The sequence below is a fragment of the Yersinia thracica genome (assembly GCF_902170565.1).
In the GTDB taxonomy this organism is placed as follows: Bacteria; Pseudomonadota; Gammaproteobacteria; order Enterobacterales; family Enterobacteriaceae; genus Yersinia; species Yersinia thracica.
On record NZ_CABHXX010000101.1, the window covers coordinates 1 to 22462 of the forward strand.

Below are 22462 nucleotides of genomic sequence, written 5' to 3' on the forward strand. Positions count from 1 at the left end.
ATTGAATCGTGTGTAACAGATTAGGCCAATAACAAGTTACACCCCGATATTGAGTGAGAGGATATTGAGCTAGATTGGATAAGCACAGTGATTGGTGAGCAACTCTTGAGGCTGCTCGCAGGTTTGCTATAGATTAAACTGTGTTTTCATTAATGTCATCAATGGATGACTGAAAGTTTATGTCCACACTAAAATACTAATTTACTTATTATCAACTAAAAAGCATAACAAAAAAAATTGAATATCTTCAGATTATTTAATTACAAAACACCGAGTTAAGTTAATTAAAATAAACCTGTAGCGCTGTTAACAAATACAATAAGTATATGTATGTTTGCTATTTTTTTACTCTGGTTTGGGTGGTATTTTTAGGTGGTATATTTTTATTCTATATTGTTGTTATTGATATCGATAATGGTTTTACGTGCCAGGTTAGCCGAGTTTTTGAACGAGTTAGGCGAGATTGTTACCTCTATTTCCTTAGGTGCTACCCAATATTAGGTCCAAAATGAAAAAAACAAATCAGGATATGACTCTTACCCCGATCGAAGATGTTGATATGGCGGATAAGTCCGCTATCAAAAAGTTATTCATCAGCTTAAACCAGATGAATATCAATACCATGCCGATGGTATTATTTATGACCATTTCGGCCATTGTATTTATTTCGGCTTATGCCAGTTATCTGCCAAAAAACATGATTGGTGGCTTGGCGGTTATTATGACGATGGGCTTTGTGTTATCTCATATTGGCCGCCATATACCGGTCTTAAAAGATATTGGTGGCCCGGCTATTTTGTGTCTCATGGTGCCGTCAGTGTTGGTTTACTTTGGTGTTTTCCAAATCAATACACTCGATACGGTCCACTTATTGATGAAGGAGGCGAATTTACTCTATTTCGTCATTGCTAGTCTGGTGGTTGGCAGTATTCTTGGTATGAATCGCGTGGTGCTTATTCAAGGGATGACGCGAATGTTTGTTCCACTGGTGGTGGGAACCCTAACAGCCGTCGCAACGGGTTTGCTGGTGGGTAAGTTATTCGGTTTCACCCTTTATCATACATTCTTCTTTATTATCGTGCCGATTATCGGCGGGGGGATTGGGGAGGGTATCTTGCCTTTGTCATTGGCTTATTCAGCCATTCTTGGACAGACTCCGGATGTTTATGTCGCGCAGTTGGCCCCGGCCGCGGTAATGGGTAACATTTTTGCCATTATCTGTGCGGGAGTGTTGGCCCGTATTGGTCTCTGGCGCAAAGATCTGAATGGCGAGGGAATGTTAATTCGTTCAGCACAGGACAATGCGATATTCACTTCGCAAGAAAGGCCAAAACAAGCTGACTTCCAGTTGATGGGCGGCGGATTATTGATGACCTGCGCTTTCTTTATTGTGGGCGGATTATTTGAAAAAATTGTGCATATTCCCGGCCCGGTATTGATGATTTTGATTGCCGTGATGTGTAAATATGCGCAAGTTATTCCGACAAAAATGGAGCAGGGCGCGCACAGTTGGTACAAATTTGTCTCTACTACATTGGTTTGGCCCCTGATGATTGGTCTGGGGATGCTGTATGTTCCGCTAGAAAGTGTTGTCGCGGTGTTCTCCATTGGCTATGTCGTGGTGTGCGGTTCTGTCGTTTTATCAATGGCTGCGGTCAGTTTCATTATCGCCCCTTATCTAAATATGTATCCAGTGGAAGCCTCTATCGTGACCAGTTGTCACAGTGGCTTAGGGGGAACGGGGGATGTTGCGATATTGTCGGCGTCTAACCGCATGTCATTGATGCCTTTTGCCCAGATAGCCACCCGCATCGGCGGTGCATCCACCGTGATTGGCGCCACATTGCTGTTAGGTTGGATCATGTAAATGGTTTCTGCGTGAATGATATAACCAACGGTATTTCTTATTGGATACCGTTGGTTATTGAGTTTTAGCGCTCATGCTATTGGCAATACTGTTTCAATACCTCCTGTTGGTTGGGCATGAGTTTATAAAGATAAACTGGACGGCCTGTAGCACCATACAGAACTTTAGTGTTCAGAACTTCAGTATCAGAGAGGTAAATCAAATACTTACGGCAAGATACACGTGAAATTCCAATAGCATTCGCCATCTGTTCAGTCGAAAATTCGCCATCTTGCACTTCTTGAATCCATTCACAAACAGTGCGTAGTGTTTGTGCTGTGAGTCCTTTGGGTAATTTTTTTCGCTCGGCAGGGGTGGCATTACTCCGCCGTAGCAAGGAATCGACATCTTCTTGGGCGCAATATTCGCGTCGCCCTAGCAAACTCTGTTTTTCACGATAAGTCGACAGGGCTTCTTCAAAACGCGAGAATTGGAATGGTTTAATTAAGTAATCAACGACTCCATATTGCAGCGCTTTTTTGATGGTATTCACATCAGTGGCAGATGAAATAACAATAACATCGGTATGTTCACTGAATTCACGTAGGACGGGTAATAAGTCTAATCCGTTGTCTTGGCGCATGAAAACGTCTAATAGCACCAGGTCAATGGGGTGCTCTGCTGCCATTAAATGTTCCCGGGCTTGCTGCAAACTGGATACTGATCCACAGCAGTTGAAACCTGCTACTTGGTTCAGATAACACTTGTTCAGCTCAGCGACCATTGCGTCATCATCCACTATTAATACATTAATCATGATTTACCGCGCTGTTGTTGGAATTATTGTCACTAGAAGTCGTGTTATTCGAGGTGATATCGTAGGGAAGACTGATAAAGAATTGGGTAAAAACGCCAGCTTCAGAATCAAATTCAATATTGCCGCCAATACTTTCTAAACTCTGCCTAACCAGGCTTAAACCTATGCCGTGTTCATTTCCTTTGGTGGAAAAACCATTATCAAAAATACTGTTTTGTAATTCTGCTGCAATACCTGGCCCATCATCGCTGACAACACAATGTACCCGGCCATGTTGATAATGGAAGCTGACATTAATTTCCCGTTGAGATTGGTTACCAATGGCTTCCATAGCATTCTCAATCAAATTGCCTAAAACTGTAATTAAGGTTGTCGTTATTTGTTCATTATCAATATCCGGTAATAGGCTATCGTCGCTGATGGATAATGTAATGCCCAAATCGCGCGCTCGATTTATTTTCCCCAGTAAAAAGCCAGCAATCACGGGAGATTTTATTTTGCGCAGTAGGGAGCCAATTTCCGCCTGATAATTATTGGATGTTTTAACAATATAATCTTCAAGTTGTTGATAATACTTCATATGCAATAAGCCCAGAATCACATGGAGTTTATTCATAAACTCGTGCGACTGTGCTCGTAATGCATCGGCATAATGCACCATACCGGTCAGGCGCTGCATCAATTGGCTGACTTCAGTTTTATCGCGAAAAGTGGCGATGGCACCAATAATATCACCTTTCACAACCACCGGAACGGTATTGGTCAGCAATATACTGCCATTAAAGTTTATTTCCTCATCACGACGGGCAATGCCGGTTTCCAGAACTTGCTGTAAATACAAACGCACGGGCCAATATTTGCTGGCATTACTGAGTAGTAAATTCTCCATTGGCCCACTTTGTTTAAATAAACGCTTGGCTTCGTGATTAACCACAGTAATACGCGAATTGGCATCAACAGCGATGACGCCTTCTTTAATTGATTGCAGCATAGCGTTGCGCTGTTCAAATAAGTTAGATATTTCGTAGGGTTCGAAACCCAACATAATTTTTTTCAGTGTTTTCACTAAAAGCCAGGTGCCGAGTGAGCCAATAAGCGCCCCAAATAATATGGTCCACGGGATAGTCCAGCGGGTTTCACTAACAACCGAATCAATACTGGTAAGAGAAATCCCAATGGCCACTACACCTATTTGTTTCCCGTGAGACTCATAAACAGGAATAAAAATACGCAATGCTCTTTCCAGTACACCCCGGTTTATCGCGCTATTTTCTTTGCCCTGTAGCGCTGGTTGTAAATCATTGCCGATAAAATGTTGCCCGATCATCTCAGGATTAGGATGTGAATAACGAATGCCGTTCATATCAGTCACAACAATAAATAGCAGATCATTAGCCTGTTGAACTTCGCGGGTATAAGCCTGAATTTGTCGTCCTGCTTCAGGATTAGTTAATCCATTGATGATGGTCGGTGAAAATGATAAAGCCCGAGCGACAGCTACGGCTTTGTTTTGCAAACCATCTTGTGCCATCTGGCTGAGCTGAATGAAGAACAGCGAGTGAACCACCAATAGCACAGAAATAATAACGCCTGAAACCATGAGAGTGATCGACGTACTGAGTCGTAACGGCACTTTTTGCTTCCCAGCCGTTGTTGCGTTATTCATGTCATGCTCCAGAGACACCGGCCTGCGTAATCTTCAGACGTCTAAATTGATGACCGAGGTTCGGTATAAATAGTTGCAAAAAAAAACAGTATGCAAACGAAGTTACCCGGTAGTTTACGCTGTTTATTTATTAGGGTGCTAAGACTTAGAATGACTTTAGCTACATAACGATTTATATAGTTATCAAATTTACCCCCTCGAGAGATTATTCGCTCAGTGTATGAGGGGGTTGAGACTATTTGTAATTAATCAGATTGGCGCGGAGCTTGGGTGATAATCAATTCAATCTCTTTGGCCGCGAGTTCATCCTTGGCTATCGATGACAGGCTGGCATCAGTGATAACCACATCAAAATCGGTGAGAGGCAATGCCAAATAGGTGGATATCTTGCCGTATTTTGATGCATCAGCCAGTAGCACGCGCTTGCTACTTACCTCACTGACCGCCCGTTTGACCACCACTTTGTCTTCGTCCGGTGTCGATATGCCACGCGGCCCCCAGCAGGATGCTGAAATAAAAGCGATGTCGATGGAGAGGTTTCGCAGTGAGCGAGCGGCCGCATCACCGACACAAGAACGGTTCTCTCGGCACAATGTGCCACCAGAATGGATCATTTTGCATTGACAGGATTCAATCAGAAAATTAGCGATGACAAAGTCATTAGTGACCACCAATAAATCATCTCTGGCCTCTAACTGCCGAGCTAATGCCAGTGTGGTGGTTCCAGCATCGAGATAAATACAACTATTGCGCGGAATATGCAGTGCTGCCGCCATCCCTATAGCATTTTTCTGGCTGCTGTACATCTGAGTTTTATCTTGATGGGAGGGTTCAGCCGCCAGCCGTTCAGTTGATCTCACCCCGCCGGAAACCACTAACACCGCACCCTGTTCTTCCAGTTTTTGCACGTCGCGCCGAATGGTCATGTGCGATACGCCTAACCGCTCAGTCAGTTCAGTAATGCTGACCACCCCGCGTTCGGCAACCAGTGCCAGTATCTGTTGGTGACGTTCAACGGGTATCACGTTCGCTCCTTATTCAGTTATTTCGCTATAGAGACAGTGGTAATTAATGTGATTATACGCCAGCGGCTAGAGAATATTTCTCATATTTTAACGCTAACAATCACTAATTTATTCATTTCATTCCTTATTATGGTCATCACTGAGTCAATGGTGGCGTTAATTATTGTGATTTTTAGGTTTTTAATGTTAATTATTGTGGATTTACTCACAATGAATCAGATTCTATCTGTTATTATTAACATAATAAATCAAATTATCACCAAAATTAACATCAAGATATGACTTACACAGCAACACCATTAATATGTGTCATTGAGTCTGGCTTGATAAAAAATAGGAGAGTATCGGATGCGATTAGGGGTTATTGCAGATGATTTCACCGGTGCTACAGATATCGCCAGTTTTCTGGTAGAAAATGGCATGTCGACGGTGCAAATCAATGGCATACCTGATGTAGATTATCAGGTGCAAGCAGATGCGGTGGTGGTGAGTTTGAAATCGCGCTCTTGTCCAGCCGAAGAAGCTGTAGCGGATTCACTGGCGGCCTTGGCGTGGTTACAAACTCAGGGCTGCCAACAATTCTATTTTAAATATTGCTCGACGTTTGATAGTACTGCGCAAGGTAATATTGGCCCGGTCACCGACGCATTAATGGATGCTCTCGATCAGCAATACACCATTATTTGCCCAGCACTGCCCGTGAATGGCCGCACGGTATATCAGGGATACTTATTTGTTATGGGGCAATTATTGTCTGAGTCCGGGATGTGCAATCATCCGGTGACACCAATGACCGACAGCAACCTTTTGCGTATGATGGATGCACAAGCCAGAGGGCGTAGTGGTTTAATCAACAATACAGTGATGGATCAAGGCGTTGATGCAGTAAAATCACAGTTGCGTAACTTGAAAGATGAAGGTGTGCGCTATGTGGTGCTAGACACCTTAAACGAGACTCACTTGTTAATACAGGCTGAAGCGGTACGCGACATGGTGTTGGTGACCGGTGGCTCGGGCTTGGCAATCGGCCTGGCCCGGCAATGGATGAAAGGTATTGAACATCATTCACCGGCGACGTTAGCCGGCGCTCCGCAAGGTAAACTGTGTGTCATTTTATCCGGTTCTTGTTCGGCGATGACCAATCGGCAGGTTGTTCGATATATTCAGCAAGCACCTAGCCAATCAATTGATATTGCCCGTTGCCTGAATGACCCCGAATCTTATGCTAAAACATTATCTGCTTGGGTGATGGACAATGTCTCAGCGCCATTAGCTCCTTTACTATATGCCACTTCTGAACCTGAGGTGTTGCAGCAAATTCAGCAGCAGTGGGGGGCGGCGGCCAGTAGTGAAGCGGTTGAACATCTATTCGGAACATTGGCACGTCTTTTACAGCGGCAAGGAGTTCAACGTTTCATTGTGGCGGGGGGCGAAACGTCGGGTAGGGTCGCACAATCGCTGGGTATTCGGGCTTTCCATATTGGGCCAGCCATCTCCCCAGGGGTTCCTTGGGTAAAATCTACCGATCATTCCATTTCACTGGCGTTGAAGTCGGGTAATTTTGGCGATGAAAACTTTTTTGCCAGAGCACAAACGGAGTTCGCAGTATGAATGAACAGCAGGCTCGGGAAGATATGGTCAAGTTGGGCGCTTCTTTTTTCCAGCGAGGCTACGCCACCGGCTCAGCCGGAAATCTGTCATTAAAGCTGGCTGACGGTACATTATTAGCCACTCCGACCGGTTCCTGTTTAGGTGAGCTGAATGCAGAGCGATTATCAAAAGTGAGTTTGGAGGGGGAGTGGATCTCCGGTGATAAGCCCTCAAAAGAAATTAGTTTTCATCGGGCAATTTATCTCAATAATCCCGTGTGTGGAGCCATCGTCCATTTGCATTCTCTTTATCTAACGGCACTTTCTTGTTTGCAAGGTCTGGATGAAAACAATGCTATTAAGCCTTTTACACCTTATGTGGTGATGCGGGTCGGTGATGTTCCTGTGGTGCCATATTACCGCCCCGGAGATAGTCGGCTAGGCGAGGCGTTAGCAAAGTTGGCCCCGCAATATCGTGCTTTTTTATTAGCTAATCATGGCCCGGTGGTGGTGGGGGAAAGTTTGCGCGAGGCGGCAAATAATATGGAAGAGTTAGAGGAAACTGCGCGTCTGATATTTACCCTGAGCGACCGGCCTATTCGTTATCTGACCGATAATGAAGTTGCCGAATTACGGAGTTAGCTATGCCTAAATTTGCCGCTAATTTATCTATGATGTTTACCGAAGTGCCTTTTCTTGAACGTTTTAAGGCTGCGAAAGATGCAGGTTTTTCCGCCGTAGAGTTTTTATTTCCTTACGATTATCCCGCCGCACAATTGGCGGAGAAACTGAAAACCCAGGGTTTGCAACAGGTGCTGTTTAATACCTCACCCGGCGATATTCGTACCGGTGAGTGGGGGCTGGCCGCATTGCCGGGGCGGGAAAAGGACGCCCGCCGCGATATTGATTTAGCGTTGGAGTATGCGCGGGTGCTGGGCTGCCCGTCTGTCCACGTTATGGCCGGTGTGGTGCCTGTGGGGGAAGTTCGGGAAGATTATCAGCAGGTATTTGTTGAGAATATTCGTTATGCTGCAGACCGGTTTGCCGAACATGATATTAATGTCATGATTGAAGCATTGAACCCGAATATAAAACCTCATTACCTTTTTTCCAGCCAGTATGAAGTGTTGGATTGGGTTAATTTCATCGACCGCCCCAATGTGTTTATGCAGTTAGATTTATTCCATGCACAAATAGTAGAGGGTAATCTCAGCCATTTAATTACCTCGTTGGCGGGGCGTTATGGTCATATTCAGATTGCATCAGTGCCAAATCGTCATGAACCAGATGACGGTGAGATTAATTACGCTTACTTATTCGGGCTACTTGATGAGATTAACTATAATGGTTGGATCGGGTGCGAGTATCACCCCCGTGCGGGTACAGTTGCAGGATTGGGCTGGATAAAACCCTATCAGTCATAAGTCGTTAATTGTTGGTCAGTCTCGAGTATCGAAATACAGGGTATGGCGATATTCGTGGCTCTTTATCGATAATAAATGGCTAATATGTTAAGTTAATGCCAGTTTACATATTAATCTGCTGTTTTCAATTAGATAACCCCCGTTAAAAAACCACCTTCCTTATCTTTATTGTCATGATATTGCAATGGTTCTGATGTTTTTTATCTCTGGATAAACATAATCACATTATTCAAAACAACTGATATACAGCTTTCTTAAGCTAGGATATCTTACTGTGAGAATTTTATGATTAATTGATAAAGCTAAGGATCAAAGAAGCGACAAATCATTATTACTATTTCATATAAATTAAAACGTAGAGATATTTCTGTCGCTTAAAATAAGCCATAAAGGCAAGAGAAAGACAGAAAAATAAACAGACGGCAAATGGGAGATTACGATATGCCTACAGATGATAGTAAAAATGGAATTATCGACTATGTATCAACCGGGCATCTACCGGACCCAGACACTGTGGTTAAATTAGTGCAAGAAGCTCACAAGCGGTTTGGTACTGATACTGATGGGGTGGTTTCCACAGTTTATCCCGCACTAGAACGCATTCCTCCCAATCTCTTTGGTGTATGCATGGTCGGCACTAACGGTAAAGTCCATTCCGCCGGCGATGTAGATTATGAATTTACCATCATGAGTGTCTCCAAACCTTTTGTTTTTGCTTTGGTCTGTCAGGCCATTGGGGCGAAAGTCGCACGCGAAAAACTGGGCGTTAACAGCACAGGAATGGCATTTAATTCAGTCACTGCTATTGAGCGGGCATCTGATGGGCGCACTAATCCGATGGTTAACTCCGGCGCTATTGCCACCACCAGCCTGGTACCGGGCGCGACCAGTGATGAGCAGTGGAAATTCATTTATGACGGTTTATGCCGTTTCGCTGGCCGTGAGCTGACCTTGAATGAAGAAGTGTATCAATCAGCGTGCGAAACCAATTTCCGCAACCGCGGCATTGCTAATGTATTGGAAGGCTATGGCCGCCTGGGGTGTGATCCGCTTATCGCCACAGATTTATATACCCGCCAATGCTCGCTAAATGTCAGTGCGCGTGATCTGGCAGTTATGGGCGCCACACTGGCTGACGGGGGCGTCAATCCACTGACTCGTGAGCGGGTTGTGGATAATGATGTCTGCCATTACGCATTAGCGGTAATGGTAACCGCAGGATTGTACGAAACATCTGGGGACTGGCTTTATGACATTGGCCTTCCTGGGAAAAGTGGTATTGGTGGCGGGATTGTGACGGTGTCACCCGGTAAAGGTGGTTTAGGGACTTTCGCACCGTTACTGGATGGCGCGGGCAACAGCGTTAAAGGGCAGTTGGCTGCCCGGTTCTTATCTCGTAGTCTTGGCATGGACATGTTTGTTTCTGAGCCTTACACCGAAAAAAGTTGAGCGTGAGTCAGGTATAGCCCCAATAAACCGGTTAATTTGATGTGAAAGCATTTTGTGAAACCGGATTTAGCTTAAAATAATATTGTTTTTCAAAAGGATAGAGATATTTATGGCGAGTCAATCAGCTCACCGCGCAGGCGCGGAAGTTAAAGAATCTTGGGTGCCGATGATAACCATCGCATTGGCCCAAATTCTGATGTCATTTAACGTAGCCTCCCTGCCGGTAGCGTTGGGCGGGATGGTGAAAAGTTTTAATGTGCCACCGACGACGATTGCAACCGCGATCGTGATGTACTCACTGTCTGTTGCCGGTTTCGTTATGTTGGGTGCCAAACTCAACCAGCGCTTCGGGCCATTGGTCGTATTCCGCAGCACTGTCCTGTTATTTGGTATCGCGCAGGTCATGATGACATTCAGCCCGAATGTCACCGTGATGATTAGCGCTCAGGCATTAAGTGGCCTGGCCGGCGCAGCTTTGGTGCCCGCTTTGGTGGCTTTGATTGCTGAAAACTACCGCGGTACGCAACAGGCTACGGCTCTGGGTGCTTTGGGTTCTGCCCGTGCGGGTGCCGGTGTAGCGGCATTCATGATCGGTGGCGTTCTGGGGACTTACATCGGCTGGCGTCCAGCGTTCGGTATCTTGATTGTGTTATCTGCAATCATCTTTGTGTTGAGTTTCCGTTTGAAATCTGACCAAGGCCGTCCGGAAGTGGGCATCGATATATTCGGTGTGATTCTGGCGGCATCGGCGATTATTTTGCTGTCGTTTGGTTTTAACAACCTGAACCGCTGGGGCTTTGGTCTGGTTCGTGACGGTGCGCCATTTGATTTGCTGGGCTTCTCACCGGCACCCTTTATGATTGTGCTGGGTATTGTGTTGGGTCAGGCATTTGTGGTCTGGACTCGCCGTCGTCAGGAACAAGGGGAAACTCCTTTGCTGGCACTGGAAGTGCTTAGCTCACCGACGGAGAAAGCGGCGGTATTCGCTATGTTCGCCGTGGTGGCGCTGGAAGCTATGCTGAACTTCTCGGTTCCGTTGTACATTCAGATAGTGCAGGGCAGTACGCCGATGGCAACCGCCATTGCCATGATGCCATTTAACTTGTCAGTGTTCTTCTCCGCGATGCTGATTGTTCGTTTCTACAAGAAATTGACACCACGTAAAATCGGCCGTTATGGTTTCATCACCTGTACTATTGCTCTGTTATGGCTGGCATTTGTGGTGCGCAATAACTGGAGTGAGTTCGCTGTACTGTTTGGTTTAGTGGTGTTTGGTCTCGCTCAGGGGGCTTTGGTCACTTTACTGTTCAACGTATTGGTCAGTGCTTCACCGAAAGAACTGGCGGGCGATGTTGGTTCATTGCGTGGTACCACGAACAACTTGGCAAACGCCATCGGTACCGCAGTAGCCGGTGCTTTGTTGGTCGGTTTGCTCAGTGCCAACGTGATGCGCGGTGTGGCTGAAACCCCAATCCTGACGCCAGAAATTCAGGCGCAAGTGAATATGGACAGCATCAACTTCGTGAGCAATGACCGCCTGCAAGGCGTGTTAGCGCAAACCACGGCAACACCTGAACAGATCGCTGAAGCCGTGCGAGTCAATGAAGAAGCTCGTCTTCGTTCGCTGAAGTTTGGCTTATTGATTATGGCGTTGTTATCACTGCTGGCTATCTTCCCTGCCGGTCGTTTACCTAATTATCTGCCAGGAGAATTACCTGCGGACAATCTGCCTAAAAAAACCGCTAAATAAGTGGTTGGTAAAGTTAAATAACGGGCAGTAAAAAGAGACTGCCTATCTGTTATGAACTGACAGTGTGTTGCGAATACAACCACTGTCAGTTTTTTTATTGGCCTGCTATTGGTAGTCAAATAATTTGCCGATGGCACTGTGTCTCTAACAGGTTATCGAACTTACCAAACAGATTTTTATAAATCGCATCCCGCCACACCGATAGGATACGATATCCGACAGAGGAGTATCCGCGATCCCTCCCCATTGATATATTAAATCAAGTGCCTGACGACGGAGCGGCTGATTAATTAGAAAATTATCCGTTATTAATGGCACGAGAACTTTCCACCAGGCAATAAACAGATTGGCGGTATTACCTAAGGGTATTGTTCGCATATCTTCAACATTTAGTTTGGTTTCTGCAATAAGACGCTGCTTCATTTCCCAGGCTCGCACACCTATATCGGCACCGCCGTCACCAATATTGTCATAGCCTGAACTGAAGTTTTGGCGGTTATTGGGATTCCACCGAGTGCCGGATGAAGGATTAAGAATGCGGAGGGCTGCGCGGCGGGTAGAGCAACATCTTGCCATTGATTCTTTTCATCAATGGGAAATGTATTAACACCACCTTTTATATTAAGGTCAGGTAATGTTCCGACCAGTGCCCAGCCAATATCACCATTCTTATCAGCAACAAACATATTTAGCGCGGGCATACCAGAGTTTGTCGCAACATCTATGGCCTGAGATGCCGTAAAGTCTTGGTTAATCGTTAGAAAGTGTAGATCAATATATGTGGGGCCAATTCCATGGTCAGTATTCATAGGTATTATTGAATGCTGCGTGAATAAGTATCATTGAGGGCTATCATTGCTGTGTAAAAAGCAAGCAATTTATTGTGGCAGATTTTGTTTTATTTTCGCTAACGAAAAAGAAAATAAAACATATGAAAGGAGAAACAAGAATACCGATGCAGGTGACGCAACACGGTGAGCAAGGCAGCTTGAGGGGGAAGGCGCTTACGCGCCAAGACAGTTGAGAACTTATTGTGCCTATGTGAGTATCGTGATTGAAGGAAACTGCAAATGATGCATAAATTCGCGTAAAATCAGTAAACGTGCGGCAAATTCATTATCTGCGGGTATCCCCTCAGAGGCTGCCGGTCTGCCCATCATAACCGCAGCTAGCCGGTCAAACAGCCGCTCAACAGATTCCAGTGACATCACTATTTCCGCTTGCATGGGTAAACCCGCAAGTTGTGCAATTTCGGCTATATAATGATCGGTGGTAATCAATTGTGAGGTTTTATTCACAGCAGAACTGATTCTAATCACTTCATCTTCAACCACCATAATGGCGGTTTCCATCTCATCTGCCGTGGGGGGATTATGTTTGAAATAACTCAACGCAACATGATTCGAGCCAACAGTAAGAAGCTGTTCAGAGAAAATTATGTCAGAATTATCGGTGATCACCGTTGTCGATTCATGACCAATAGATAGCAGCGTTATTAAACAATTGCCATCGATAGTGGCGCGAACATGTTCATATTCCGCTTGAATGTTATTCATCACTAAACCGCCTTGTTCATTGCTATTACTGTCTCTTATCTTGCGGGATGCGCCGCATTTTTTAAACAAAAATTCAAAAGACTAAATATTTTTTGATACGGATCAAGACACATTTCCGTTGTTTAGTGTTAATGTTAATAAATCTCATTATCAACTTCATGTGCGTCACACATTATGCGAATTTGGCACAAGTTTTTTCTGCTTTGCTGCTGTTGGTGGCTATCCAGTTCTATGGCGTGGGCGACGCCAGATTATCAGCAGTGGAACAATGATATCCAATCCCGCCTTGATAAAACCTCTCAGTTGTATCAACAGCAGAATAGTGATGAGGCTCGCACCACGGTGCAAATGGCGTATTTTGAAGTGTTTGAGAATCTGGAAGGGCCGATTCGTATCAATATTTCGGCGCAGAAAAGTTATCAAATGGAAACCGCTTTTGGTGAAATCCGGCGCATGATCGGTGAGGGGAAACCGCAAGCCGAGGTTGATAATAAAATTAACTGGCTGAAAGGTGAGTTAACCGCCGTGCTGCCAGTCCTGACTGATGGGCATAAACTGACCGCCGAACAGCAGCATGCTGCGTATGAAAATAGCGATATTGCGCTCTACTGGCAGCAGAGTTTCAAGATTATCGATGACTTATTGGCGCAGGCTATCAGTGAATACCAAGAGGGTAAATTTGCCGCCGCCAGCCAAAGTGTGCAGCAGGCGCACTATCTGGGGTTTAAAAACTCTGAAATGGAGATGTCGGTGCGCGGGAATCGCTCAGCGCAACAAGCGGCAGCGATTAATCAACAATTTACCGCTCTCATCGATTTAACCAGCAAACCCGACCAAATAACAGAAGTTGCTTACCGTGTCACCGGGTTACTTCAGACCATTGAAGATACACTGCCGGGCTTACCGACGACGCGCGAACAGCAACAAATTAGCGCCGATCAGCCTGTTGTAGGGCAATCTTCTACATCAAACGCTAACCCCGATGGGCAGGTGAATGCCGACTGGGCGGCGGTTTCGAGCAAAATAAATCAGGCGATTACCCATGCCATCAGTCAGTACCAGAATGGGCAAACCACGCCAGCAATGATGGCCGTTCAGGATACCTATTTTGATTTATTTGAAGCCAGTGGCATGGAGAATAAAGTTGGCTCGCGCGATGCTGCGTTTAAATCAACATTAGAAGGTCATTTCACCCGTTTAGTTAGTTTGATGAAAGCCGGCCAGCCAGTTGAACAGTTACAAACAGAAGCTGCCGCCTTGCAAAAAGACTTGAGCAGCGCGGTCGAGATGCTCGGGGGCGGGGATGAAACTGATTGGAGCCTGTTCATTTACAGCCTGCTTATCATTGTCCGCGAAGGGCTGGAAGCCTTGCTGATTGTGGCCGCTATTATCGCCTATCTGGTCAAAAACAATCATCACGATAAATTGCCACTGATTCGCCAATCTGTCGTGGTGGCTTTAATTGTCAGTGTGTTAACGGCCTTTGTCTTCCAATGGTTATTTGCCAATTCAGGGCAAAGCCGTGAGTTACTGGAAGGCTTCACCATGATGATTGCCGTGGTGATGCTGTTCTCCATGAGTTATTGGCTACTATCAAAAACAGAAGCACGCCAATGGAAAGCTTATTTGGAGGGGAAATTCTCCAAGTCACTCAGCAGTGGCTCAATGATAGGGCTATGGCTGACCAGTTTCCTGGCGGTATATCGCGAAGGCGCTGAAACTGTCCTGTTCTACCTGGCTTTAATGGGTGACGCCAGCACAACCAGCGGCCATTTATCTATTTTGGCCGGTTTTGGCGTTGGCTGCATTATCTTGCTGCTGGCTTATCTGGTGATGCGTTTTACTGTCGTCAAATTGCCGCTTAAACCTTTCTTTATGTTTACCGGCGGCTTTATGTACCTGATGGCATTTGTGTTCGCCGGTAAGAGTGTTCTTGAATTGATTGAAGGCAAATTATTTGAGCCAACATTGCTACCCGGCGTGCCAGAAATTAGTTGGTTGGGGATTTACCCCTATCTGGAAACCTTGATTCCTCAAGGAATACTGCTGATTGCCGCGTTGGTTGCGCTGTGTGTCATGCAGCGGCGTGGTCGCGCTATTTCGGCACAGTAATATTTCCGTTTAGCCATTGTCTCGGCTTAGCAATATCGCAACTAGCAATATCGCAACTCGTAATATCGCAACTCGTAATATCGCAACTCGTAATATCGCAACATAGTGGCCCGGCATGATGCCGGTATGAATAACGAAATGTACTTATCATTTGATACCTGAGGGTGTGCTACATGACTATGAAGAAAACGATTATTGCCAGCAGCATCATGGCCAGCATTTTTGCAGCACCGGCTGCCTTTGCCTTTAAAGAGTACCCAGCGGGTGAACCTATCAAAATTAATGATATGGAAATTGCTGCGGTTTACTTACAGCCGATTGATATGGAACCTCGCGGTATGGGCTTGCCAGCAGCGAAAGCCGATATCCATTTAGAAGCAGATATTCACGCCACTGAAGGCAATAAGAACGGTTTTGGCGCTGGTGAATGGATGCCGTACCTGACTATTGCCTATACCCTGGTGAATACGGATACTGGCGCTAAACAAGAAGGCACCTTTATGCCAATGGTGGCTAGTGATGGCCCACATTATGGCGCTAACATCAAAATGATGGGCGTAGGCAATTACAAAGTTACCTATCATATTAGCGAGCCATCCAAAGCAGGTTTGCATCGCCATACCGACAGCGAAACCGGTGTCGGCCGCTGGTGGAAACCCTTTGATGTGAGCTACGACTTTAAATACACCGGTCTGAATTGATAACAATAACCGCGATGATTGAAACAGTTATCGCGGTTTTTCTTCATATTGAACGGTCAGATAAAGGGTGTTATCCGTTTTCTGTAAAGTTGAGCAGTGATAACTGGCAGGTGTTGTGATTCCTCCAAGGTGTGCTGATGAGTTACTTTTTTGTTTCCGTATTACAAGCTTTTTTACCCGTGGCGTTGTTACTGGGGCTAAGTTGGGCGGTTAGGCCCGCGCCTGCACTAAATCGGGTCGTATGGATAACTATACTCATGGTGGTCTTGGGAATGTGGGCCGGAGCCCATTACCCTAAATCGCAACAATTGCAGTTAGCTCTGGCAGGGGTTCAACTCCTCGCATTGCTATTATTCTTATTAAGTCAATTTACTCCTCGTCGCTCATTAGGCTATTGCTGGCAAGCTTTGTTGGTCTTGGGCGCCGCCTTTAATTGGGGAAATAACCCCAATCTGGGGGCCTTTACCAATACTCACGTGATCAATACCGATTTGCTGCTCAATTTGGCAGCCATTGTGGTGGCATTCACTTGGGTAATCTTCTGTGCGGTATTATTGCTGATGATGATTAGGCAACTGCCGCGTGGTCGCTGGCCATTGTTAACGCTGCTAACGTTCTTGCTGATTTTGCCACTCAGTGGCGATGCAATCCTGCTGTTGATGAAGTTACAGGTGTTGCCATTAACCAAATCACTGCTCAGTTATGTTGCTTTAGTCACCAATGGGCATGCCTGGTTGAGCTACCTTTGTGCGCTATTGTTGGCGATAACAACTCTGTGTTATTTAATGCCGTTGCGCCGTGCCAGTAAAGTGGTCGCCGGAAACTCAGAACCCATTGCCCATCGCAAGGCACTGGCAGGTTATCGTAACGTACGCAGAGTTTTTATTTTCGCCTTACTCGCCTGGATTGTGGTCGCTGGTGCCCAATTTTATTGGGATAAAGTCGCCTCTCAACCGCCTCAATTATCTGAAGCTTTACCCGTCACACTCGCCGCCGATGGTTTGGTGCATATCCCTGTCGAGCAAGTACGGGAGGGTAAATTACACCGCTTTGTCTGGGTGGCTGATGATGGTAAAGCTGTTCGCTTCTTTATTATCAACCGCTATCCTGACCGTTTGCGTCTCAGTGTGGTTTTTGACGCCTGTTTATTATGTGGTGATCAGGGCTATGTGATGGAGGGCAATCAGGTCATTTGTGTTGCTTGTGCGGTGCATATTTTCATTCCGTCTATTGGTAAAGCCGGAGGATGTAACCCGATCCCGCTGGAAGATTGGAAAAGTGATGATAAAGAGTTGGTCATTCCCAAAGCTTCTCTTGAGGCGGGCGTTAATTATTTCACGACCGTGATTACCTTAGATGTGATTGATCCAGTTGATAAAACGCACCTGACCAACCAAAAGGCCGAGTTCAAATATAGCTATGGGGATAAAACCTACTTCTTCTCATCCGAGGCCAATTATAATCGTTTCCGCGCACATCCGGAGCAATTTGTCATCCCAGTTATCGGTGCTGAAGACCATGACTCGCAGGAGAACCCATAATTATGCTGTGGCGAATGCTCAAGCAGTCTTGGTTCAACAATGTCCGGCGTAAGTCGCTGGCCGTATTTACGGTGTTTCTGGCCGCCGGGCTTATCTCTTCACTGTTGGCGGTTTCGATAGACATTGGCGATAAAATGTCCCGTGAACTGAAGTCCTATGGCGCCAACATTCTGATTGAACCCGCCGGTCAAGTGGCATTGCCCTCACTGTTTGGTGAGAAAAGTAACCCGCTCACAGGGCAGGATTTTTTGGATCAGGCCGAATTACCCAATATTAAAGACATTTTTTGGCGTAATAACATTGTCGGTTTTGCCCCATTGCTGAGTGGTGAAACCGAGGTCAATGGTCAGGATATTCCGCTATTAGGCACTTATTTTAATCAGCCCGTTGATGTGCCTGATGAAGAGGACTATCACACCGGTCAGCAAATTATCAGCCCCTATTGGCAGGTGACTGGTGACTGGCCACAAGAACCGGTCAAACCTGATGCCCAAGAGGTACAGGCTTTATTGGGTAAGCAGCTCGCACAGCAAACAGGTTGGAAAATCGGTGATGAGTTAAACCTCAAGGGGGCATCTGGCCCGCTGAAAGTGAAGATAAGTGGCGTGCTAAGCAGTGGGGGTGAAGAGGAGGGGCGGCTCGTGTTGCCGCTGGCCGCCGTACAATCGCTGCTTGGGTTGCCGGGGAAAGTCCAGGCTATCAGGGTCTCGGCCCTGACGGTGCCGGAGAATGAATTATCGCGTAAAGCGCGCGAAAATCTTGAAGCCCTCAATGCCGAAGAATATGACTTATGGTATTGCACTGCCTATGTATCTTCCATTGCACACCAATTAGAAGAGGCAATATCTGGTGCCGTGGTTCGGCCTATCTGGCAAGTCGCCGCGTCAGAGGGACTGGTGATTGAAAAAATACAGCTATTGTTGGTGGTGGTCACATTGGCGGCCCTGATTGCTGCGGCCATGGGGATAGCATCACTGATGACCAGCACGATTATGGAACGGGCTAAAGAAATTGGTTTGATGAAAGCCTTGGGCGCTCGGCAGTGGCAAATTTTGATGCTGTTTTATCTTGAAGCCGCAATCAGTGGCTTGATTGGCGGTCTGGCGGGGTGTTTAGCTGGGTGGGGGTTGGCAAAAACTATCGGTTTGATGTTGTTTGGCGCTCCACTGAGTTTTGCCTGGATGGTCGTACCATGCGTGCTGGTTATTTCTGTTTTGATTGCTGTGATTGGGACGTGGTTCCCCGCTCGGCGCATTGCTCGTCTTTATCCGGTGGAGGTGCTTTATGGCCGTTAATCATCGGGCTACACAGCATAAAGGGCTGGATGGCATGTTCTGGCGCTTAGTATTACGAGCGCTGCGTCTGCGCATGCAGCGGGTCAGTGTTGTATTCGCAGCATTGACCGTCGGCGCAGCGATTGTCACGGCAATGTCAGCCGTTTATTTTGATATTAATGCCAAAATGAGCCAGGAATTGCGCACGTTCGGTGCAAATTTCTACATCGGCCCAGGGCACGGCAACTCGTTTGAACAAGGGCAGTTTCAGCCCATTATTGATGCTGCGCCGAAAGGGCTTATCAATGCCTCAAGCCCCTATATTTATGGGATGGCACGCACTGAGCTGGAAAAAGTCGTGCTGATGGGGGTGTGGTTTGAATCTTTACAACAATTAGTCCCTTATTGGCAAGTGACGGGTAACTGGATTGGTGTCAGTTTTGATGACCGTAATGCCATGATTGGCGTCAAACTGGCCGAGCGTTTGCACGTTAAAGTCGGCGATACCATCACGTTGGTAAATGGGAGTGAGCGGCAGCGTTTACAAGTTAAAGGTATTGTAGAAGCCGGTGATGCCACCGATAACATGTTGATTATCAATCTGGAACTGGCGCAGAAATGGCTGAATCAACCGGGGCGCATCAGTAATGCATTGCTGAGTGTCAGCAATGATGTGGGCCAGGTCGAAACCTTTGCCAGCCATCTTCGTGAGCAATATCCGAGTCTTGAGATCAGGCCAATTCGTAAGGTTTCCGCCTCTGAAGGGCAGGTTCTCGACAAGATAAAAGGGCTGATGGGGCTGGTCTCAGTGGTTATCCTCATTCTGTCATCGCTGTGTGTCAACACCACGTTAATGGCAATCGTGGGCGAGCGTTCGAAAGAGTTCGCTTTACAAAAAGCGCTGGGTGCCAGTGGCGGCGATATTATTCGCCAGATGTTGACTGAAACCTTGATCATCTCGCTGGCGGCAGCCGTTTGTGGCGCGTTGCTAGGTTATGTGCTGGCGCAGGTATTGGGGCAAACCGTCTTCAGCGCGGCGATTGCTTTGCGCGCACCGGTATTGCCGCTAACGTTGATATTGTCATTGTTAGTGGCCGCAGTGGCGGCAATTGTTCCCACTCGACGAGCTATTCATATTGAACCTGCTAAAGTCTTGAAAGGAGAGTAGCAAATGACATCGCCACACACATGGGTGCAACCTGAATACACCACGGATGCGGTTATTGAAACTCGGCATTTATACAAACGTTTTGGGCAGGTGACGGCGCTGGAAGACATCAATATCCGCATTAATCGTGGCGAATTTGTCGCGATTATGGGGGCATCGGGTTCAGGTAAAACCACGTTAATGAATATTTTAACTTGCCTCGATACCGTGAGTGAGGGGCAGGTATTGCTCGATGGCATTGACGCCGCGGGTCTTGATGAAGAAGGGCGCAGGAAATTCCGCGCAGATAAGATTGGGTTGGTTTTCCAGCAATTCCATCTTATTCCTTATCTGACTGCGCTGGAGAACATTATGTTGGCGCAGCATTATCACAGTGTGGTGGATGAAACTGCTGCCCGGCAAGTATTAGAACAGGTGGGGATGACGCCACGTATGGGCCATTTACCTAGTCAGCTTTCTGGCGGTGAGCAGCAGCGGGTATGTATCGCGCGCGCACTGGTCAATCAGCCGCCCATTATTTTTGCTGATGAGCCTACCGGTAACCTTGATGAGGAGAATGAACAGCGGGTATTAGATTTGCTAAATCATATCCATCAGCAAGGTAGAACTATTGTTATGGTCACTCATAATCCGGATTTAGGCTGTGTTGCTGACCGGATAATCCGGCTCCAGCATGGTAAATATCTTAAGGAAGAGAGTCGGCATCATGTGGCGTAATCAAATAAAAATATTGAGTTTATGCGCTTTACTGTTGTTGCTGAGTGCTTGTAAGCAAGAAGAAGTGGCTGTGGGAGAGGCCGCGCCTCCATTGGCAGCTTATGATCTGCAAGGCAAACCCGTGGCACTCGAACAATGGAAAGGCAAACAGGTTTACCTCAATTTTTGGTCAGCAAACTGTGGTGGCTGTTTGGCTGAAATGGCCGCTTTGGATAAACTGAGCCAACAATATCAGCAGGATATCGTGGTGGTGGCGATTAATACTGATCCAGAACAGGTGGATATCAATCCGCTGCTGGCACAGCGTAGTATCAGTTATCCCGTTATTCGCGATCAACTGGGTATCACTCAGGAGCGCTATCAGGTTATTGGCACGCCGACCTCTTTTTTGATTGACCGCAACGGCAAAGTCACTGAGTTACATCAGGGGGCACGTAACGAAAAAGATCTGGCCACATTGTTCCAACATTGGGCGGCGGGAGCATAATGAGAATCTTACTGCTGGCTGCATGCACCCTGGTGTTTAGCGCCACCTCCCAAGCCGCCACTGACGGTGAACATATCTATAAACAAACGTGTTCAAGTTGTCATGGCCGTTTGGCCGATCGAAAAGGGCTGGATAAAGCGCCGCCACTCATATCGCTATCCCGTGATCAAATCGTCGATGGCCTGACTGCACGACGTGACGGCAAGATTGTCGGCAGAGGCAATAAGGCCAAAGCACATCTGACCGACGATGATATACAAAAATTGGCAGACCATATAGAGAGCTTAAAAGGAGTTAAAGCTAAAGCTCCGTGATGTAAAATACTCTCTATTATTATGATTTTTTTGATTAAATAAGCTGAGTTCCTACTGTGTCCTTATCTGTTTGGGCGACTTCATTTAATAGGATTTATGCTGTATTATATGTTGCATATAAAATACATCTTTAAATTATCTGAGGAATAACAGAATGGGAAATACATCAGCCTTGCTTTGCTATAAAAAATTGCCGGTCTGGGATAGTGCTGGCGTACCCGCGATGTTTCGTGAAAAGCACAATACTAAAGCCGGGACGTGGGCCAGGCTGACTCTCCTGAGTGGAGAGATGGACTTTTTAATCCTTGATGAAGCGGGTAACACCCTGGAAAGGCACTCATTTTCTTGTGAGCATCAACCCCCTTTTATTGAGCCGCAAGTCTGGCATCGTATTGCCGCCTGTTCAGATGATCTGCAATGCCAGCTCAGTTTTTATTGCACGCCGGAAGATTTTTATCATAAGAAATACAATTTAACCCCAACACATTCCGAAGTGATTGAGGCGGTGAAAACGGTCAAGCCGGGTAAAGCACTCGATTTAGGCTGTGGTTCCGGACGTAATTCGTTGTATCTGAATTTATTAGGTTTTGATGTGGCCGCGCTGGATAAAAATGGTGAAAGTATCAGTCGGTTACAACAAATCATTGAGCAGGAAGAACGGCAAAACATAGCGGTCAACACTTATAATATCAATGAAGCTAGTCTGGATAATCGCTACGATTTTATTCTCTCGACAGTGGTGTTGATGTTCCTACAGCCAGAGAGAATTCCGCATATTATCAATAATATGCAAGAGTGTACCTTACCCGGCGGTTACAATCTGATTATCTCGGCCATGTCTACTGATGACTTCCCTTGTACTGTACCTTTCTCTTTCACCTTAAAATCGGGTGAGTTAAGTCATTACTATAAAGATTGGGACATCATTAAATATAACGAAGATGTTGGGCAGCTACATAAGACCGATGAGCAAGGTAACCGGATAAAACTGCGTTTTGCGACCCTGCTGGCGCGAAAAAACTAATT

General features: G+C 46.2%; 20 protein-coding genes. 15 read left to right on the plus strand and 5 right to left on the minus strand.

Going from position 1 to position 22462, the window contains the following annotated elements; all coding sequences use genetic code 11:
• The first annotated feature begins 508 nt into the window (after positions 1–508).
• The gene (locus FTA91_RS15120; RefSeq protein WP_050113418.1) at positions 509–1867 is read left to right on the plus strand and encodes a 2-hydroxycarboxylate transporter family protein; all 1359 of its coding nucleotides are present in this window, start codon (positions 509–511) and stop codon (positions 1865–1867) included.
• A gap of 76 nt (positions 1868–1943) precedes the next feature.
• On the opposite strand, the gene dcuR is transcribed toward FTA91_RS15120, so the two are convergent.
• From dcuR to ygbI, 3 genes are all read right to left on the minus strand, one after another.
• Complete coding sequence (gene dcuR, locus FTA91_RS15125; protein WP_145536090.1) at positions 1944–2663, minus strand: two-component system response regulator DcuR; 720 nt, start codon at positions 2661–2663, stop codon at positions 1944–1946.
• Positions 2656–4329 carry a sensor histidine kinase gene (locus FTA91_RS15130; RefSeq protein ID WP_050113420.1) on the minus strand — a complete coding sequence of 558 codons (1674 nt, stop codon included), beginning with the start codon at positions 4327–4329 and terminating at the stop codon, positions 2656–2658. Before FTA91_RS15130 ends, dcuR begins: the two co-directional genes overlap by 8 nt.
• A 245-nt stretch (positions 4330–4574) precedes the next feature.
• Positions 4575–5354: a DNA-binding transcriptional repressor YgbI gene (ygbI, locus tag FTA91_RS15135; RefSeq protein ID WP_050113421.1), complete on the minus strand. Its 780-nt coding sequence runs from the start codon at positions 5352–5354 to the stop codon at positions 4575–4577.
• 348 nt (positions 5355–5702) lie between these two features.
• Here ygbI and otnK point away from each other — a divergent pair, with 348 nt between their 5' ends.
• The 5 genes from otnK (at position 5703) to FTA91_RS15160 (ending at position 11566) form a co-directional block, all read left to right on the plus strand.
• The gene (gene otnK / locus FTA91_RS15140) at positions 5703–6965 is read left to right on the plus strand and encodes a 3-oxo-tetronate kinase (RefSeq protein ID WP_050113423.1); all 1263 of its coding nucleotides are present in this window, start codon (positions 5703–5705) and stop codon (positions 6963–6965) included.
• The gene (otnC, locus tag FTA91_RS15145) at positions 6962–7585 is read left to right on the plus strand and encodes a 3-oxo-tetronate 4-phosphate decarboxylase (RefSeq protein ID WP_050113424.1); all 624 of its coding nucleotides are present in this window, start codon (positions 6962–6964) and stop codon (positions 7583–7585) included. Before otnK ends, otnC begins: the two co-directional genes overlap by 4 nt.
• A gap of 2 nt (positions 7586–7587) precedes the next feature.
• Positions 7588–8367, plus strand: coding sequence for a 2-oxo-tetronate isomerase (gene otnI / locus FTA91_RS15150; protein ID WP_145536089.1), 780 nt, complete (start codon positions 7588–7590; stop codon positions 8365–8367).
• A 441-nt stretch (positions 8368–8808) separates the two neighbouring features.
• Complete coding sequence (glsA, locus tag FTA91_RS15155) at positions 8809–9816, plus strand: glutaminase A (RefSeq protein ID WP_050113426.1); 1008 nt, start codon at positions 8809–8811, stop codon at positions 9814–9816.
• Between the two features lie 109 nt (positions 9817–9925).
• On the plus strand, positions 9926–11566 hold the full coding sequence (locus FTA91_RS15160; RefSeq protein WP_050113427.1) for an MFS transporter: 1641 nt from the start codon (positions 9926–9928) through the stop codon (positions 11564–11566).
• A gap of 440 nt (positions 11567–12006) precedes the next feature.
• On the opposite strand, the gene FTA91_RS15165 is transcribed toward FTA91_RS15160, so the two are convergent.
• Both FTA91_RS15165 and FTA91_RS15170 read right to left on the minus strand, forming a co-directional pair.
• The gene (locus tag FTA91_RS15165; RefSeq protein WP_050113429.1) at positions 12007–12375 is read right to left on the minus strand and encodes a penicillin acylase family protein; all 369 of its coding nucleotides are present in this window, start codon (positions 12373–12375) and stop codon (positions 12007–12009) included.
• A gap of 228 nt (positions 12376–12603) precedes the next feature.
• Positions 12604–13122: a hypothetical protein gene (locus FTA91_RS15170; RefSeq protein WP_145583561.1), complete on the minus strand. Its 519-nt coding sequence runs from the start codon at positions 13120–13122 to the stop codon at positions 12604–12606.
• Positions 13123–13296: 174 nt separating this feature from the next.
• On the opposite strand from FTA91_RS15170, the gene FTA91_RS15175 reads away from it, so the two are divergent.
• The 9 genes from FTA91_RS15175 (at position 13297) to tehB (ending at position 22460) form a co-directional block, all read left to right on the plus strand.
• Positions 13297–15234: an FTR1 family iron permease gene (locus FTA91_RS15175; protein WP_050113431.1), complete on the plus strand. Its 1938-nt coding sequence runs from the start codon at positions 13297–13299 to the stop codon at positions 15232–15234.
• Between the two features lie 173 nt (positions 15235–15407).
• Positions 15408–15935: an iron transporter gene (locus tag FTA91_RS15180; RefSeq protein WP_038633586.1), complete on the plus strand. Its 528-nt coding sequence runs from the start codon at positions 15408–15410 to the stop codon at positions 15933–15935.
• Positions 15936–16072: 137 nt separating this feature from the next.
• Complete coding sequence (locus FTA91_RS15185; protein ID WP_050113432.1) at positions 16073–17476, plus strand: Fe-S-containing protein; 1404 nt, start codon at positions 16073–16075, stop codon at positions 17474–17476.
• Positions 17477–17478: 2 nt separating this feature from the next.
• Positions 17479–18771, plus strand: a complete 1293-nt coding sequence (locus tag FTA91_RS15190) for an ABC transporter permease (RefSeq protein WP_145536086.1) — start codon at positions 17479–17481, stop codon at positions 18769–18771.
• Positions 18772–18805: 34 nt separating this feature from the next.
• Positions 18806–19918 carry an ABC transporter permease gene (locus FTA91_RS15195; RefSeq protein WP_186377372.1) on the plus strand — a complete coding sequence of 371 codons (1113 nt, stop codon included), beginning with the start codon at positions 18806–18808 and terminating at the stop codon, positions 19916–19918.
• 3 nt (positions 19919–19921) lie between these two features.
• A complete protein-coding gene (locus FTA91_RS15200) occupies positions 19922–20635 on the plus strand; it encodes an ABC transporter ATP-binding protein (protein ID WP_050113435.1) in 714 nt (237 codons plus the stop codon).
• Positions 20625–21122 (plus strand): TlpA family protein disulfide reductase, encoded by a 498-nt coding sequence (locus FTA91_RS15205; protein WP_050113436.1) that lies wholly within the window; start codon positions 20625–20627, stop codon positions 21120–21122. The genes FTA91_RS15200 and FTA91_RS15205 overlap by 11 nt, the downstream gene beginning before the upstream one ends.
• The gene (locus FTA91_RS15210; protein ID WP_050113437.1) at positions 21122–21436 is read left to right on the plus strand and encodes a c-type cytochrome; all 315 of its coding nucleotides are present in this window, start codon (positions 21122–21124) and stop codon (positions 21434–21436) included. The genes FTA91_RS15205 and FTA91_RS15210 overlap by 1 nt, the downstream gene beginning before the upstream one ends.
• 154 nt (positions 21437–21590) lie before the next feature.
• A complete protein-coding gene (gene tehB / locus FTA91_RS15215; RefSeq protein ID WP_050113438.1) occupies positions 21591–22460 on the plus strand; it encodes an SAM-dependent methyltransferase TehB in 870 nt (289 codons plus the stop codon).
• Positions 22461–22462 lie beyond the last annotated feature (2 nt).